14 protein-coding genes are annotated in these 17042 nt (G+C 73.7%); 13 read left to right on the top strand and 1 reads right to left on the bottom strand.

What is annotated here, in order from left to right:
• The first annotated feature begins 7 nt into the window (after nt 1-7).
• Nucleotides 8-1351 (top strand): replication-associated recombination protein A, encoded by a 1344-nt coding sequence (locus UIS43_RS09060; protein WP_019610761.1) that lies wholly within the window; start codon nt 8-10, stop codon nt 1349-1351.
• Nucleotides 1352-1453: 102 nt separating this feature from the next.
• Here the strand turns inward: UIS43_RS09060 and UIS43_RS09055 are convergent, their stop codons facing one another.
• Nucleotides 1454-3046 (bottom strand): serine/threonine-protein kinase, encoded by a 1593-nt coding sequence (locus UIS43_RS09055; RefSeq protein ID WP_013154103.1) that lies wholly within the window; start codon nt 3044-3046, stop codon nt 1454-1456.
• A 377-nt stretch (nt 3047-3423) separates the two neighbouring features.
• On the opposite strand from UIS43_RS09055, the gene UIS43_RS09050 reads away from it, so the two are divergent.
• From UIS43_RS09050 to UIS43_RS08995, 12 genes are all read left to right on the top strand, one after another.
• The gene (locus UIS43_RS09050; protein WP_013154102.1) at nt 3424-3816 is read left to right on the top strand and encodes a DUF948 domain-containing protein; all 393 of its coding nucleotides are present in this window, start codon (nt 3424-3426) and stop codon (nt 3814-3816) included.
• The gene (locus UIS43_RS09045) at nt 3813-4091 is read left to right on the top strand and encodes a hypothetical protein (protein WP_071622447.1); all 279 of its coding nucleotides are present in this window, start codon (nt 3813-3815) and stop codon (nt 4089-4091) included. Before UIS43_RS09050 ends, UIS43_RS09045 begins: the two co-directional genes overlap by 4 nt.
• 55 nt (nt 4092-4146) lie before the next feature.
• Entirely contained in the window at nt 4147-4746 is a 600-nt protein-coding gene (locus UIS43_RS09040; protein ID WP_071622446.1) for a proline-rich domain-containing protein, read from the top strand.
• 490 nt (nt 4747-5236) lie between these two features.
• The gene (alaS, locus tag UIS43_RS09035) at nt 5237-7903 is read left to right on the top strand and encodes an alanine--tRNA ligase (protein WP_013154091.1); all 2667 of its coding nucleotides are present in this window, start codon (nt 5237-5239) and stop codon (nt 7901-7903) included.
• Nucleotides 7904-8505: 602 nt separating this feature from the next.
• Nucleotides 8506-8991, top strand: coding sequence for a Holliday junction resolvase RuvX (ruvX, locus tag UIS43_RS09030; protein ID WP_013154090.1), 486 nt, complete (start codon nt 8506-8508; stop codon nt 8989-8991).
• Nucleotides 8991-11525 carry an endolytic transglycosylase MltG gene (gene mltG, locus UIS43_RS09025; RefSeq protein ID WP_071622444.1) on the top strand — a complete coding sequence of 845 codons (2535 nt, stop codon included), beginning with the start codon at nt 8991-8993 and terminating at the stop codon, nt 11523-11525. The genes ruvX and mltG overlap by 1 nt, the downstream gene beginning before the upstream one ends.
• Nucleotides 11526-11537: 12 nt before the next feature.
• Entirely contained in the window at nt 11538-12374 is an 837-nt protein-coding gene (locus tag UIS43_RS09020) for a shikimate dehydrogenase (RefSeq protein ID WP_198048803.1), read from the top strand.
• Between the two features lie 400 nt (nt 12375-12774).
• Nucleotides 12775-13359, top strand: a complete 585-nt coding sequence (infC, locus tag UIS43_RS09015) for a translation initiation factor IF-3 (protein WP_081461740.1) — start codon at nt 12775-12777, stop codon at nt 13357-13359.
• Between the two features lie 180 nt (nt 13360-13539).
• Nucleotides 13540-13734, top strand: a complete 195-nt coding sequence (gene rpmI, locus UIS43_RS09010) for a 50S ribosomal protein L35 (RefSeq protein WP_013154086.1) — start codon at nt 13540-13542, stop codon at nt 13732-13734.
• Nucleotides 13735-13895: 161 nt separating this feature from the next.
• The gene (gene rplT, locus UIS43_RS09005; RefSeq protein ID WP_013154085.1) at nt 13896-14267 is read left to right on the top strand and encodes a 50S ribosomal protein L20; all 372 of its coding nucleotides are present in this window, start codon (nt 13896-13898) and stop codon (nt 14265-14267) included.
• 10 nt (nt 14268-14277) lie between these two features.
• The gene (locus UIS43_RS09000) at nt 14278-15129 is read left to right on the top strand and encodes an RNA methyltransferase (protein WP_013154084.1); all 852 of its coding nucleotides are present in this window, start codon (nt 14278-14280) and stop codon (nt 15127-15129) included.
• A 536-nt stretch (nt 15130-15665) separates the two neighbouring features.
• Nucleotides 15666-16889 carry a HAMP domain-containing sensor histidine kinase gene (locus UIS43_RS08995; RefSeq protein WP_071622442.1) on the top strand — a complete coding sequence of 408 codons (1224 nt, stop codon included), beginning with the start codon at nt 15666-15668 and terminating at the stop codon, nt 16887-16889.
• Nucleotides 16890-17042 lie beyond the last annotated feature (153 nt).

Here is a 17042-nt window from a genome sequence, read left to right as displayed (position 1 = left end):
TGGACAGGTGTCCGACACGCTCTTCGACGACGCCGGCGCGGAGGCCGCCAGGGGCCAGGAACCGCTCGCCGTGCGCATGCGCCCCCGCACCCTCGACGAGGTCGTGGGCCAGCGCCACCTGCTCGGCGAGGGCAGCCCGCTGCGCCGCCTGGTCGAGGACGACGCGCCCATGTCCGTGTTCCTGTGGGGCCCGCCCGGCACCGGCAAGACCACCCTGGCCACCGTGGTCAGCCGCGTCACCAAGCGCCGCTTCGTGGAGCTGTCCGCCGTCAACGCCGGGGTCAAGGACGTGCGCGCCGTCATCGACGACGCCCGGCGCCGCATGGGCATGCACGGCACCCGCACCCTGCTCTTCGTGGACGAGGTCCACCGCTTCAACAAGACCCAGCAGGACGCGCTGCTGCCCGCCGTGGAGAACCGCTGGGTCAGCTTCATCGGCGCCACCACCGAGAACCCCTTCTTCTCCGTGGTCAGCCCCCTGCTGTCGCGTTCGCTGCTGCTGTCCCTGGAGTCGCTGGAGGACGCCGACGTCCGCGCCCTGGTGGACCGGGCGCTGGCCGACGAGCGCGGGCTGGACGGGCGCTACACGCTCTCCGACGAGGGCGCTGACCACCTCGTACGCCTCGCGGGCGGCGACGGCCGCCGCTCCCTGACCTACCTGGAGGCCGCCGCGCTCGTCGCCGGCGCCCCCGGCGCGGAGCCGGTCACCATCACGGCCGAACACGTCGAACGCGCCGTGGACCGGCACGCCGTGCGCTACGACCGCTCCGGCGACCAGCACTACGACGTCGTCAGCGCCTTCATCAAGAGCATGCGCGGCTCGGACCCCGACGCCGCCCTGCACTACCTCGCCCGCATGATCGAGGCGGGGGAGGACCCCCGCTTCATCGCCCGACGCGTGGTCGTGCACGCCAGCGAGGACGTCGGCATGGCCGACCCCACCGCCCTGCAGACCGCCGTGGCCGCCGCCCAGGCCGTGGAGCTCATCGGCATGCCCGAGGCCCGCATCAACCTCGCCCAGGCCGTCATCCACATCAGCCTGGCCCCCAAGTCCAACGCGGTCGTCTCCGCCATCGACGCCGCCGCGGCCGACGTGCGCGCGGGCCTGGCCGGGCCCGTCCCCGCCCACCTGCGCGACGGCCACTACCGGGGCGCCGCCGAACTCGGCCACGGCAAGGGCTACCGCTACGCCCACGACTTCCCCGGCGGCGTCGCCCCCCAGAGGCACGCCCCCGACGGCCTCGCCGACCGCGAGTACTACCGGCCCACCCAGCACGGCGCCGAACGGCGCTTCGGCGAGGTCCTCCAGCGCATCAAGGAGGTCCTGCGGGGCGGCGGGCAGCGCGGCTGAGCGCCGGGGCAGCGGCCCGCGGTACCGGCGCGCGTGCGGCGGCCCGACGCCGTCCGCCCCGAGGGGGAGGAGACCCGGGTACGGGAGCCCCTGCCGCGACGGTCAGTCGGTGAACAGCTCCGTGACCCGCACGATCTCGCGGGGCCCCTCGCCCCCCTCCCCGGCGGGTTCGGCGAAGGTCACCTCCACGATGACCACCGGGCCCCACGACAGGTAGTCGACGAAGTCGCTCCCGGTCAGCTCCCAGGTGCCGCGGCCCTCCTCGTCGATGAACAGGTGCTCGGGCGCGGCGCAGAACTTGGCGCAGAGCACCTCGGCGTCGGGGGCGATGACGGCCTCGCCGGGCTCCCCGGCCACGTCCCACTGCTCGGCCCAGGCCGCGTGGCTGGGGATGCCCCGGCCCCGGACCGGCTCGTCCTCGCGGTCAACGGGGGTGTACACCCACGGCCCCGTCTCGGGGGACTCCTGCTCGGCGGGGTCGAACCGCACCACCAGGGTCAGCGGGTCCTCCTCGGCGACGGGGCTCGGCGACGCGGACCCCTCCCCGGCGGCGCCCGCGACCAGGGCGTCCCCCTGCTCGGGGGCGAGCAGCCGCGAGACGCCCCACACGCCGCCGCCGACCAGCGCCAGCGCGAGCACCGCGCTCGCGGCCAGGAACACGGCCCGTGCGGGGCGCCGGTTGGACATGCGCCCCTCCAGCCGGATGACCTCGGGCACCCGCGCGGGCGGCTCCACGGCGTGCCACTCGCGCTCCAGGATGCGCGCCAGCTCGTCGCGGTCCGGTGCGGCGGCCGCGCCCCCGGCAGGGGAGCCCGCAGCGCCCCCGCCGCCCTCCGAGGCGTTCTGCGCCTGCCACACCGCGATGACCGCGCCGATCACCTCGCGCAGGCTGGGGCGGCCGTCCGGGTCGGGGTCCAGCGAGCGCCCGACCACCGGTTGCAGCCCCTTGGCCAGACCGGTCAGGTCGAAGGAGCCCTGCGCGGCGCGCTCGGCGATCTCCTCGGGCTCCCCGGGGCCGAAGGGCAGGCGCCCGGTCCCGGCGAAGGCGACCACGGCGCCCCAGGCGAACACGTCGGCGGCGGGCGTGGCCGCCCCGCCGCGGAAGCGCTCGGGACTCAGCCAGGTCGCCCCCGCCCCGCGCATGCGCTCGGGGGAGGCCACGACCGCGCACTCCATGATGTGCGGGCCGCGCGACTCCAGCAGGATCTCGCCGGGGCGCAGCGACCCGTGCGCCACGCCGCGCGCGTGCAGCGCGGACAGCCCCTCGGCCAGGCCGGTGGCCAGCGCGATCAGCTTTCCGGTGCCCAGCCCGCCGCGCTTGGTGACGAAGTGGGACAGCCGCTCGCCCGCCATGTAGGGCATGGACAGCCACGGGGGGTTGGCGTCGCTGTCGAAGGCCAGGGGGACGACCACGCGCGCGGAGTCGACGTTGGACAGGGCCCGCAGCCTCCGCTCCAGCGCGGGGTAGGCGTCAGCGGACTCCAGTTCGGCGGATGTGAGGACCTTCACTGCCACCAGACGGTCGTCCGCGCTCGCGGAGGCGGTGTCCACGGCCGCGTAGACGGTGCCGCTGCCCCCCTGCCCCAGCCGTCCGAGGACGAGGTAGGGACCGATCCGTGAGGGGTCGTCCGGATAGAGGGGGGCCAGGTCCGGCGGTACCAGTACGGAGATCTCTCGGGGAGAACGAGGGCTCATGAGCGTCCTGTCGATGCTTCTGGGGCCGAGGGGCGGCTGAGTGTCCGCACATCGTAGTCAGCTTTTCGGAAGGACCGGGCTTGCGGTCGATTGTCCCCCAGGGCGGGTGGAGCGTCGATCCCCGTGGCCCGGATCGGTCGTCCCGCAGGGGGTGCGGACGCGCCGTGGCGTCCTCGCCCACCCGAAGGCGGGACGCGATAGGGTCGGCCGAAACCGGCCCGTCCCGCGCGGACCACAGGGGAGGATCCGCCGAGCCCGGGAACGCCCGTTCGCGGCGCCCGGTCCGGCGCGGTCGCCGGCGTCCCCCGGTCCCGGCGCGTGCGCGAGGGGCCGCCGCACACCCTCGAAGTCACCCTCTATCTGTCCACGGAGCCCGCATGCTTACCGGAGGAGAGGTCGCCGCGCTCGTCGCCGCGGTGGTCTGGGCGGTGCTGGCCACGTTCATGTGCGTGGCGCTCGTCAAGCTCATCAAGCTCATCAACGAGGCGACCAAGGTCGTGTCGGAACTGGGGGACCGCACCCCGCCCCTGCTGGACGACGTCGCGTCCACGGTGGAGCGCACCAACACCTCGCTGGAACGGGTCGAGGAGATCACCGCCAACGTGCAGGCCAGTTCCGAGGACGTCTCCACGATGACCGCGCTGACCCGCTCGGTGCTCACCGGGCCGCTGGTGAAGGCGGCCTCGCTGTCCTACGGGGTGCGCCGCGTCCTCGGCCAGCGCAGGGCCCTGGCGGTCGTGCGCACCCGCAGGAGGAAGGCGAACCGGTGATCGGCAGACTGCTCTACCTCGCCGCGGGGGCCGCCATCGGCGGCTACGCGGTCCACCGCGTCCACCGCGCCCGGCGGGCCCTCACCCCGGGCGGTATCGCCGAGCGCGTGGAGGGCCAGGTCAGCGAGTACCGCGGCGCTCTGCGTGAACTCAACGAGGACCTCGCCGACGCCGTGCGCGAGCAGGAGGAGGAACTCCTGCGCCTGTACGCCCCCCGGAAGGGGCGCCGGTCCCTGTCGGAGGCCGACGACCGCGGGCTGCCCGGGTCCGGTTAGCCGTCCCCTACAGTGGTCCACGAGACACGCGATCCCCCTCGCCTTGGAGCCGCCCGTGCACCCGCAGCAGCCTCCGAACGGTCCCTACCAGGGCGGTTACCCGCAACAGCCCCCGAACCACCCCTACCAGGGCGGTTACCCGCAGCAGCCCGCGCCCTACGGCGGCCACCCCCCGCTGGGCCCGTTTCCCTCGGGCCCGGTCAGGATGCCCGGCGCGGCCGTCGCCGTGCGGGTGCTGATGTTCATCGGCGGCGCCTGCGGCCTGCTGCTCGGCGGGCTGCTGTGGCTGGCCGCCGCGATGGCCTCCGGTGACGGCCGGTTCAGCGAGGAATTCCTGCAGGGCGTGCAGGAGGGAGCGGGCTTTCCCGTCTCCTCCACCGAGGCGGGGCTGCTCTTCGCGCTCGTCGGCGCCGTCCCGTTCGTCTACGGGGTCCTGTCCACCCTCCTCGCCGTGCTGATGGGCCGCCGCAGCGCGGGCGTCCTGTGGTCGGTCGTGGTCTTCCAGGGGCTGGCGGCGCTCTCCCTGGTGTTCAACGCGGTCACCGGCGCCGTGGGATCGGTCGTCCCGCTGGCCTTCGCCGTCCTCATGATCGTGCTCATGCTGCTGGAGGCCACGCGCGCCTACTACACCCGGCCCGCCTCCGCCGCCTACTGAGGCGGGCCGGCCCGTCCGGGTCACAGGGGGACCGCGAGGGATCGCGGTCCCCCTCGCCGTGCGCGGCACCGGTTCACGCGTCCTGCCGGGGGCTCCTCGCGGGGTCCGGCCTCCGGACGGTCCCGGGTTACGGAAAAGCCGAAACGCGAACCCCTCCTCCCTCCGTCTCCCGCGGCGGCCCGGCGCTCTCCCGCGGCCACGGCCAGCCCCGGCGGCGGGTCCGCCGCGACCCGCTCCCGCGGGGCCGCCGCCGCGTTCCCGAGGGCCTGTGGACGACGGGGCCCGGCGGTGGTCGGCGGCGATAGCCTGGGAACAACCAGGCCGCCGCCGTTGTCCTGACCAGGACGGCCCCGGCGGCCACCCGCAAACCACGCGCGCTGGCATCACGGTTCCCTCTACGATGGGCGCCTACCGACCACGCGTGACCACGGTCCCGGCAGGGACAGCCACGTCGCCCAGGGCGGCGGAGCCGAGCAGCAGGAGGGCATCAATGGAGACGGCAGAGATCGCGCGCCGCTTCCTCAGTTTCTTCGAGAAGAACGGACACACCGTCGTGCCCTCGGCAAGCCTCATCGCCGAGGACCCCACGCTGCTGCTGGTGCCCGCAGGCATGGTTCCGTTCAAGCCCTACTTCCTGGGTCAGCGCACGCCCCCCCACGACACCGCCACCAGCGTGCAGAAGTGCATCCGCACCAAGGACATCGAGGAGGTCGGCAAGACCTCCCGGCACGCCACGTTCTTCCAGATGCTGGGCAACTTCTCCTTCGGCGACTACTTCAAGGAGCGGGCGATCCCGCTGGCCTGGGAGCTGGTCACCACGCCGGTGGAGGAGGGCGGCTTCGGCATCGACCCCGAGAGGCTGTGGGTCACCGTCTACCTCGACGACGACGAGGCCGAGGCGATCTGGCGCGACAAGGTGGGCGTGCGGCCCGAGCGCATCCAGCGCATGGGCAAGGAGGAGAACTACTGGGACATGGGCGTGCCCGGTCCCTGCGGCCCCTGCTCCGAGATCTTCTACGACCGCGGTCCCGAGTACGGCGTCGACGGCGGCCCCGAGGCCGACGAGGACCGCTACATCGAGATCTGGAACCTCGTCTTCATGCAGTACGAGCGAGGCGAGGGCAGCGGCAAGGAGTACCCCATCCTCGGGGAGCTGCCCAAGAAGAACATCGACACCGGCCTGGGCCTGGAGCGCCTCGCCGCGGTCCTGCAGGGCGTCGACAACATCTACGAGACCGACATCATCGGCCGCGTCCTGCACCGCGCCGCCGAGCTCACCGGCACCCGCTACGGCGACAACCAGGAGCAGGACGTCATGCTCCGCGTGGTCGCCGACCACGTGCGCAGCGCCGTCATGCTCGTCGGCGACGGGGTGCGGCCCGGCAACGAGAAGGCCGGGTACGTCCTGCGCCGCATCCTGCGCCGCTCCATCCGCAACCTGCGCCTGCTCTCGGGCACCGAGACCGCCTTCCTGCACGAGCTGACCGAGGTCAGCATCGACGCGATGAAGGACATCTACCCCGACCTGCTGGACCGGGCCGACGTCATCCACGGTGTGATCGACACCGAGGAGCGCAACTTCGCCGAGACCCTGCGGGCGGGCACCGCGCTGTTCGGCCGCGCCGCCGAGCGCACGCGCGCCGGGGGCGGCACCGTCTTCTCCGGGACGGACGCCTTCCAGCTCCACGACACCTACGGCTTCCCCATCGACCTCACCCTGGAGATGGCGGCCGAGCAGGGCCTGTCCGTGGACGAGTCCTCCTTCCGCGAGCTCATGCAGCGCCAGAAGGACACCGCCAAGGCCGACGCCAGGTCCAAGAAGCTCGGCAACGCCGACATCTCCCTGTACGCGCGGATGCTGGAGGGCGCGGGGGAGACCGACTTCCTCGGCTACACCGAGTCCGAGAGCGAGTCGCGCGTCAAGGGCATCGTCGTGGACGGCGTCTCGGCGCCCGCGGCCCGCGCGGGGGACAAGGTCGAGATCGTCCTGGACAGCACCCCGTTCTACGCCGAGAGCGGCGGCCAGCTCGCCGACACCGGCACGCTGACCGTGGACGGCCGCGGCGTGGTGGACGTGGAGGACGTGCAGAAGCCGCTGCCCGGCCTGTTCGTGCACCGCGGCACCGTCCGCTCCGGGGAGGTGGTCCTGGACGACACCGTGCACGCGGGCATCGACACCGGCCGCCGCCACGCCATCGAGCGCTCGCACTCGGCGACCCACCTCATCCACTCGGCGCTGCGCAACGCGCTGGGCCCGTCCGCGGGCCAGGCCGGTTCGGAGAACCGCCCCGGACAGCTGCGCTTCGACTTCACCGCCGACAGCGCGCTGGGCGGCGAGCGCCTGGCCGAGGTCGAGGAGGAGGTCAACACCGTCCTGGCGGGCGACATCCCGGTCCAGACCGAGGAGAAGAGCCTGGACGAGGCGCTGAAGACGGGCGCCATGGCCATGTTCGGCGAGAAGTACGGCGACCGCGTACGCGTCGTGGAGATGAGCGACTACTCCGTCGAGCTGTGCGGCGGAACCCACGTGCCCTCCACCGCGAGGCTAGGCATCGTCAAGCTGCTCGGCGAGTCCTCCATCGGCTCGGGCGTGCGCCGCGTGGAGGCTGCGGTGGGCGTGGACGCCTTCCGGCGCCTGTCCAAGGAGTCGACACTGGTCGGACAGCTGTCCGAGCAGCTCAAGACCCCGCGCGAGGAACTGCCCGAGCGCATCGACTCCATGGTCTCCCGGCTGCGCGCCGCCGAGCGGGAGATCGAGAAGCTGCGCGCGGCCCAGGTGCTCCAGGCGGCCGGTTCGATCGCGGAGGGCGCCCGCCGTCACGGCGCCGCGCTGGTGGTGGCCGCCCCCGCGCCGGAGGGAGCCAGCGGCGACGACCTGCGCAAGCTGGTGCTGGACGTGCGCGGCCGCCTCGGCGAGGACGAGCCCGCGGTCGTGGCGATGACCGCCGTGCCCAAGGACCGCCCGGTCGTGGTGATCGCGACCAACAAGGCCGCGCAGAAGGCCGGGATCAAGGCGGGCGAGCTGGTGGGCATCGCGGCCCGCGCGCTCGGCGGCGGTGGCGGCGGCAAGCCCGACATCGCCCAGGGCGGCGGAAGCGACGCCACCAAGGTGGACGAGGCCCTGCGCGCCGTCGAGGAGCGCGTGGCCAGGGGTTAGGCCGACGGCTTCGACGGGCGTGCGCGGCACCGGTGCCGCGCACGCCCGACGCGTGTGCGCGGGCGTGTGTCCGGCGTGACGAGGACCACCCGGCCCGGCCGTTTCCCCGGGCGCGCCGACTGAACCCCGCGTGGACACTAAATGAATATGTAACATAACCAAGCGTGACTATGTGGAGGATTCCACGGTGCTCGGGCACGCTTGCCCCCACCGGGCCCGGACCCGCCGCCACCTGCGGGGGAACCGCCCCGGGCCCGGCGGCCGGGTGTCGCGGCGGCGTTCGCCCGCGCAGCACCGGCTCCGGGGTGTTTTACACTCTGACGGAGCGCGTCCGACCCGGACCCCGCCGGAACCGCCCCGTACGAGGCGGCCGACGCGGCCCGCGGCCCCGCACGGCGCCCAACATCGTTGAGGCTGCGTGCTGTCATCGAATCGGGCATACTGTGGCGCGTCACAGCCGATCACACGGCTGTCTGTGCGGACTTTCCCGCGATCCAGCTGACGAACAGGACCACCGTGTTGAGGATTTCCCAGCCGCGGTGCCGTGTCCGCAACGGCACGGCCCGCCCGAGCACCGCTCCCGGTTCCGGGAAGAGGTCCTCGTGAGGCACGGTGTGCGCCTGGCCGTCGACCCCGGCAACGCACGCATCGGAGTCGCCGCGAGCGACCCCAGCGGCATGCTCGCCAGCCCGGTCGAGACCATCCGGAGGGGAAAGGGCGACACGCAGCGCATCGCCCTGCTGGTCCTGGAACGGCAGGCACGGGAGGTCGTGGTGGGCTACCCCGCCTCGCTGTCGGGGGAGGAGGGCCCGGCGGCCCGCTCCGCGAGGGATTTCGCGCGTACGCTCGCCGCTCTCCTGCACCCCGTCCCCGTCCGCCTGGTCGACGAACGCCTCACCACGGTGACCGCCCAGAGCCAGCTGCTCTCCGGCGCCTCCTTCGCCGCCAAGGGCGCCAAGGGCGGCCGGGCCCGCAGGTCGGTCATCGACCAGGCCGCCGCCACCGTGCTCCTCCAGAGCGCCTTGGACCAGGAACGGTCAACAGGCCATCCCCCGGGCGAGATCGTCCGCTCCAGCCAGGGAGAATGATGAACGACAGGGATGACTACCCCGACACTCCCTATCGTGGGCGAGCCGACCGCGAGCGCGGTTACGACTACGACCCGCTCAGCGGCCCCCCGCCCGCGCAGCCGCCCTCGCGCGGCCGCAGGGCGCGCCCCGAACCGGCGGACTGGAACGAGGACTCCGGCACGGGTGAGTTCCGCACCTCCCGGCACGCATCCCGCGGCGGCGGGTACGACCCGCTGAGTCCCGAAGGACAGCCGTCCGGGCGCCGTCACCGCGCCGAGCCGCCGGCGGAAGGCCCTTCAGGTCCTTCCGGCCCCTCCGGTCCCTCGGGCCCCACCCGACGCGGCGGCGCCGCCGACGCCCTGCGCGGTGGACGCGCCGCCCGCTCCAGCGCCCCCCGCCGTCAGACCCCCGAGGCGCCCCGGTCCCAGGAACCCCCGTCGCCCCGCCCCCAGGGCCCCGCGCGCTCCCGCCAGGACGGTCCGGCGGGCGACCCGACCCAGGACGCCCTGGCCGCCCTGGCCAACCTGGGCGAGGCCGCCGCGCCCGCCCGGCCCGCGCGGGGCCCCGCGGCGGCTTCCTCAGGGGAGGACGAGCCGCCCCGGCGCGGCCGCCGCGCCCGCCCCGGACCCGAGCCCGAACCCGAGCCCCAGCCTCAGCCCGAGGAGCCCCGCCGCGGCGGAGGGCGCCGCAGGCGCGGCGCCCCGGCCGACGAGGCGCCCGCCGCCGCGGCTCCGCCCCCCGAGGAGGAGCCCCGCGGCCGTCGCGCGCGCCGCAGGCGTGGCAGGCGCGACGACGAGCCCACCGGCGGCTTCCTGGACGACGCCCCCGAGGACAGCGGCGTCTTCGACTCCGGGACCTTCCCCGGCGTCAGCGGCTCCGCCGACACCGGCGCGTTCGCCGCGGTCGAGGAGCCCCCGGCCCGTCGCAGCCGCCGCGCCCGCGCCGACCGGGACCCGTGGGACGAGCGTTCCGACGCCCCCGCCGACAGCGGTGCCTTCCCCGGCACCGACGCCTTCGCCGCGTCCCCGGAGCCCGACTCCGGCGCGTTCGAGGCCCCGGACCCCGACGAGGAGCCGCAGGAGGACTCCGAGCCGCGTTCGCGCCGCTCCCGCCGCAGGCAGGCCGAGGCGGACCGGGGAGGCCGCCGCCGCGGCGGCGGCCGCCGCAGGCGCGGCGCCCCCGTGGAGGAGGAGGCCCCGCAGGAGGACGAGGCTCCCGATGAGGAGCCCGACGAGACCCCGGCCGAGGAGGCCCCCGAGGAGGAGCCCGAGCCCCGTCCCCGCCGCTCACGCCGCGCGTCCGCGGCCGACGACGGTCGGCGCGGAGGCCGCCGCAGGCGCGGCCGCCGCGAGGAGCCGGAGGAGGAGCCCGAGGAGGAGGACGAGTACGAGGAGCCCAACCTCGCCGACATCGCCGAGGCCTACGGGGGCGGACGCAGCAGCCGCAAGAAGGCCAAGGAGCTCAAGAGGGCCCGCGCCAACGCGGGCAAGGGCGGCAGGAAGCGCCGCCGCAGGAGCCGCGCCCTGACGATCGTGCTGGCCCTGGTCCTGCTCCTGGTCGTGGCGGGCGGCGGCTACGCCGTCATCCGCACCTACGTCCTGCCCGCCGACTTCGACGGCCAGGGCAGCGGCGAGACCGTGTTCGTCATCGAGCAGGGCGACGCGGGCTCGGTCGTGGGAGAGAACCTCGCCGAGGCCGGGATCGTGGCCAGCCCCCGCGCGTTCCTCAACGCGCTGGACGCCGTCCCCGAGGAGGAGCTCGGCTCCGGACTGGCCCCCGGCACCTACTCCCTGGCCCAGGGCATGAGCGGCGAGGCCGCCGTGGCCGCCCTGCTCGACCCGGCCAGCCGCGTCGGCGGACGCGTCACCATCCCCGAGGGGCTGCGCACGGACGGGATCTTCGAGAGGATCTCCGAGGCCACCGACCTGAGCGTCGAGGAGCTGGACGCGGCCTACGCCCAGACCGACGAACTCGGCCTGCCCGACTACGCCACCGAGGGGCCCGAGGGCTACCTGTTCCCGTCCACCTACCGGTTCGACCCGGGCGCCGACGCGCTCTCGGTGCTCAAGACGATGGTCACCCAGCACACCCAGGTCGCCGAGGAGATCGACCTGGAGGGCAGGGCCGAGGCGCTGGGCTACGACGCCAACGAGGTCATGGCGATCGCGGCCATCGTCCAGGCCGAGACCGGCACCAAGGAGGACATGCCCCTCATCTCCGCGGTCGTGCACAACCGCCTGGAGGAGGGCATGCAGCTCCAGATGGACAGCACGTGCTTCTACGTCCTGGGTGAGGAGGGCACCTTCCTCAACGACGAGCAGCGCGCCTCCTGCGAGGCCGACCCGCGCGGCTACAGCACCTACGGCATGACCGGGCTGCCCGCCGGGCCGTTCGTGGCCCCCGGACAGGACGCCATCGAGGCGGCCCTGGAACCGGCGGACGAGGACTACCTCTACTTCGCGCTCGTCGACCCCGAGAACGGTCACACCGGTTTCTCCACCACCCTGGAGGAGCACAACCAGATGGTCGCCGAGAACCAGGCCGAGTGGTAGGGAGACGCTGACATGGGAACGGTGCGCGCCGCCGTCCTGGGCTCGCCGGTGGCCCACTCGCTCTCACCGGTCCTGCACACCGCCGCCTACGCGGCGATGGGCCTGGACGAGTGGTCCTACGGCCTGCACGAGTGCGGTGAGGAGGAACTCGCGCCCTTCCTCGCCGGACTCGGCGGGGAGTGGGCCGGGCTTTCCCTGACCATGCCGCTCAAGCGCCGCGCCCTGGAGCTGGCCGAGACGGTCTCCGACCTGGCCCTCCAGGCGGGCGGCGCCAACACCCTCGTCCACCGCGGGCGTGAGTGGCACGCCCACAACACCGACGTGGCGGGGATCACCGCGGCCCTGGCCGAGGCCGGGGCCGACGCCCCCCGCAGCGCGGTCGTCCTGGGGGCCGGGGCCACGGCGGCCTCCGCCCTCGTCGCGCTGCGCCTGCTCGGCCTGACCGCGCCGGTCACCGTGCTGGCCCGCGACCCGGCCCGGGCCGGGCAGGTGGCCGCCGCGGCCCGCCGCACGGGCCACCCGCTGGAGGTGGCGCCGCTCGCCGAGGTGGACAAGCACCTGGACGTGGACCTGGTCGTGTCCTCCCTGCCCTCGGGCGCGGCCGACCTCCACGCCGACCTGCTCGCCGCCTCGCGCGCAGACCTGTTCGACGTCGTCTACTCGCCCTGGCCCACCCGCGCCGCCGCGGCCGTCGCCGCGCGCGGCGGCCGCGTGGTCGGCGGCTTCCCCATGCTCCTGCACCAGGCCGTCGAGCAGGTCCGCCTGATGACCGGTGTGGACGACGTGCCCGTGGAGGCCATGCGCGCGGCCGGTGAGGCTGAACTGGCCCGCCGCTCCGTCTCCGCCTGAGCGCGGCCGGAGAGGGCGCCCGGCCGGGTGGGACGAACGGGCTCCGGACACTGGTACGATGAGGTATCGACTTGGTCCGGTGTGTCCCACACCGGAGCCGCAAGCGGAGATGATCCTCCCACCTGCCGGGTACCGCCCGCGTAGGTTCCGGCCCGGCGATCGACCGCGCCGCGTTACGTTGACCGAGCACCCGTGTCCGGGGTGCCCGGTCCACGCGCGCGACCTCGCTGGGAATATCCGGTCGGATCACCCCGCTTGCACACGCTGGCGGGGTTTTCGCTGTATGCGGACCCCGACTCGACCGGCGGCCCGACGGACGAGGGCGGCCCGGTCCACATGGCCGTCCACCACCAGGCGGGCGACCGGTCCCAGGTAATCGACATAGCTAGGGAGGGGTCTCATCAGCGCAGAGCCCCGCATCAACGACCGCATCCGGGTGCCCGAGGTCCGTCTCGTCGGACCCAACGGCGAGCAGGTCGGCATCGTCTCCGTGCAGGACGCCCTGCGTCTGGCCCAGGAGTCCGACCTCGACCTCGTCGAGGTCGCACCGACCGCGCGCCCGCCGGTCGCCAAGCTGATGGACTACGGCAAGTTCAAGTACGAGTCCGCGGTCAAGGCCCGCGAGTCGCGCAAGAACCAGTCGAACACGATCATCAAGGAGATCAAGCTCCGCCCGAAGATCGACCCGCACGACTACGAGACCAAGAAGGGTCACGTGGTGCGGTTCCTCAAGAGCGGTGACAAGGTCAAGGTGACGATCATGTTCCGCGGCCGTGAGCAGTCCCGGCCCGAGCTGGGCCGCCGACTGCTGGCGCGCCTGGCCGAGGACGTCCAGGACCTCGGCACCGTGGAGTCGCAGCCCAAGCAGGACGGTCGCAACATGGTCATGGTGATCGGCCCGCACAAGCGGCGGTCCGAGCACAAGGCCGAGGCCCGCGCGGCGGCGGGGGACAAGACCCGCCGCGAGCAGAGCACGGACGCCTAGCGACGCGGAGTCCTCCACCGCCCGGTCGCCGGTAGGGACCGGGTGGTGAGAAGGGCTGCGCGCGCACGGCCCGGATGCGGCGCCCCGACGCGCGGTGTCCCCGCCGCAGCAGCGGAAGAACCGTGTCAGCCGCCCCCTCGGGGCGGGTGGCACTCCGACGGAGTAGGAGACGACGGCGACATGCCGAAGAACAAGACCCACAGTGGGGCCAAGGACCGCTTCAAGGTCACCGGCTCCGGCAAGATCATGCGCCGCCGTGCCAACAAGAACCACATCCTTGAGCACAAGACCTCCAAGCGCAAGCGCAAGCTGGGCAACGAGGCCGTGCTCTCCCCCGCGGACGCCAAGAACATGCGCAAGCTGCTCGGCAAGTAGTCCCGGGCCCTCCCCTCCGCGGAAGCGCCCGCCCATCGGTCACGGCCGGTGCGGTGACGGCCTCCGGGAGGGAACCACCGAAGCAACACGGTCGCCGGGTTCGACGCAGCCGGGCCGGTCGGCGCGCCGCGCGCGCCGGAAGAGACAACTAGGGAGTTCCAGTGGCACGCGTGAAGCGGGCTCTCAACGCCAAGAAGAAGCGCAAGGTCGTCCTCGACCGGGCCAGCGGCTACCGCGGGCAGCGCTCGCGCCTGTACCGCAAGGCCAAGGAGCAGATGCTCCACTCGATGACCTACTCCTACCGGGACCGCAAGGACCGCAAGGGGCAGTTCCGTCGCCTGTGGATCCAGCGCATCAACGCCGCCTCCCGCGCCCAGGGCCTGACCTACAACCGCTTCATGCAGGGTCTGAAGCTGGCCGGCATCGAGGTCGACCGCCGTATGCTCGCCGAGCTGGCGGTCAACGACCAGGCCGCCTTCGCCAGCCTGGTGGAGACGGCCAAGAAGGCCCTCCCCGCCGAGGCCGCGGCCTAAGCGAGCGGTGATGGCGAGCCACGAGTTCACGAGCATCCGCTCACCCAGGATCAAGGGGGTTCGGCGGCTCGCCAAGCGCACCTTCCGCCAACGCGAGCGGCGCTTCCTCGCCGAGGGCCCGCAGGCTGTGCGCGAGGCCCTGGCCGCGGCGGTCGACGGTGCCCAGGGGCGGTCCCCCCACGGAGGGGCCGCCTCCGGCGTGGTCGAGGTCTACGCCACCGCGGAGGCGATGCAGCGCCACATCGACCTGGTGGACGCCGCCCGCGCGGTGGACGTGCCCACCCACAGGGTCAGTCTGGACGTGATGTCGGAACTGGCCCAGACGGTCACCCCGCAGGGGGTCATCGCCGTCTGCGAGTTCGTCGACGTCCCCCTGGAGCGGGTCGGCGACGTCCGCCTCGCGGCCGTGCTCTCCCACGTCCGCGATCCGGGCAACGCGGGCACGGTGCTGCGCACCGCCGACGCGGCCGGGGCCGACGTCGTCATCTTCACCGACGCCTCCGTCGACCCCTACAACGGCAAGTGCGTGCGGGCCTCCGCCGGAAGCCTGTTCCACCTGCCCGTGGTCGTGGGCGTCCCCGTGGCGCGCGCCGTCGACTTCCTGCGCGGCGTGGGCGCGCGGGTGTGGGCCGCGGACGGCAGCGGCCAGCGCGACCTGCACGCCGTCGCCGACAGCGGCGACCTGGACGGCCCGGTCGGCTGGGTGTTCGGCAACGAGGCCTGGGGACTGCCCGAGGAGACCGTCGCCCTGACCGACGGCGCGGTCAGCGTCCCGATCTACGGCGGGGCCGAAAGCCTGAATCTGGCCACCGCGGCCGCGGTCTGCCTCTACACCACCGCGCGGCAGCAGCGGCGTTCCTGAGCCGGGCCGGGCGGGTTCGGATCGGCCCAGCTCACGACGCGCGTAGTGACTGTGCGCAACGGAGTGGGTGCGTTCGCGGAACTCCCGCGCACGGGCCCGGCCGCCGGCGCCCGTGCGGATTCCGGGTACCGGGTTCGCCCGAAGTGCACGTGCATCGGCACCGCGTGCCTATAGGGTCGGGGCCTGGGGATCGCGGGAGGGTCCATGCGCGTCGCGCGTGGGGCCCGACGGGCTACCCGTGTCGCGGGTGCGACGCCGTGTCCTTCCTGTCCCACAAGGCAGGCTTGACGACATGGTGTGAGCACGCACCGTGTGCCGAGGCCCGCGATCCCCGTTCCCGGGCGACGGGCCGTCGCAGGGGGGCTTGTACGCTCGTCTGTCGTCGGGCGCCCGTTCCCGGGTCGCGAGGCGTACCAGGTGGAAGTGCAGGGTAGACAACCTGCGGTGGTGTCCACGGGTGTCGCGGATACGACCGGTCAGCGGTTCTCGGCCCAGGAGCCTGTGGTCGTGGACCTTCAAGGGGGGCGGGGAGAGGCGTGGGCAGCGGCCGGCAGGTGGACCACCCGGCGGAGGACTCGGGCAGCGGGACCGCTCACTCCCCGGACGACCCCGGGCACGGAGCCGGACCGGCCGTGGACGTCCCCGCCGAGAACGCTCCCGGGCCCCGTGCGAGCGACCGGGTCCCCGCGGCCCTGTGGGAGGTCGACGGCGGCTCGCCCGCCGGACCGGGCGGCACTCCGCTGCACGCCGACGACCTGCCCGACGGCGTCGTGGTGGCCGACTCCCGTGGTCGCGTCGTACTCTTCAACACCCAGGCCGCCCAGGTCCTGGGCATCCCCGCCGAGTCCGCCCTGGGCCGCGACTACCGCGCCGTCCTGCCCCTCGTGGGCGTCGACGGAAACGACTGGTGGCAGGCCAGCGACCCCTACGGCGGTGCGCGCGACCGCGTCCGCCAGGCCGAGCGCGCCCTCCTGCTGCCCGACGACCGCGAGGTGCTCGTCGCCGCGCGCTACGTGCGCGCCCGTCCCGGGGGAGAGCTCGTCCGCCTGGTCGTCACCCTGCGGGACGCCTCCGCGCACGCCGAGCGCTCCCGCGCCGACCTGGTCTCCGAGGTCGCCCACGAACTGCGCTCACCCCTGACCAGCGTCAAGGGCTTCACCTCGACCCTGCTCGCCAAGTGGGAACGGCTCACCGACAAGCAGAAGCTGTTCATGCTGGAGACGGTCAACGCCGACGCCGACCGCGTCACCCGCCTCATCCACGACCTGCTCGACGTCTCCCGCATAGAGTCGGGCCGGTTGGAGGTGCGCCGTCAGGTGGTGGACCTGCCCGACGCCGTGCGCCGGGTCGTCGCCGGCCGCGTCGCCTCCGGCGAACCGGAGGAGCGCTTCCGGGTCGAGACCAGGGGGGAGCTGCCGCGCATGTGGCTCGACGCCGACAAGATCGAGCAGATCCTGTCCAACCTCGTGGAAAACGGGGTGCGGCACGGCGCTGGTACTGTCAGTGTGGTGATCGAGCCCTGCGAGGGAGGAACAGCGGTGTCGGTGCGCGACGAGGGCCAGGGCATAGCGCCCGAGACCATTCCGCGCGTCTTCCGCCAGTTCTGGCGCAGCAAGCGCCGGGGCGGGACCGGCCTCGGACTGTTCATCGTCAAGGGCCTCGTCGAGGCCCACGGCGGCACGATCACCGTCGGACGCGCCCCCAGCGGCGGCGCGGAGTTCCGATTTACCATGCCCGCCGGGGCACCCGAGTTCGTCTGAGGCACTCAGACCCTCCAGCCTCCCCGGTGGGCGCAACGGCGTGCCCCGGGCTCGGTGACACACGTCCTCGGCCGGGCCCGCCCGAAATCCGCCTGTGCTCTTCCTGTCGGCTTCGTCCGCCCCGCCGCGGACCGTGACTGCCGCCCGTCCCCC

This window comes from Nocardiopsis sp. LDBS0036 (assembly GCF_041228755.1).
GTDB classification, from domain to species: domain Bacteria; phylum Actinomycetota; class Actinomycetes; order Streptosporangiales; family Streptosporangiaceae; genus Nocardiopsis; species Nocardiopsis dassonvillei.
This window is presented reverse-complemented; position numbering and strand designations above follow the sequence as displayed.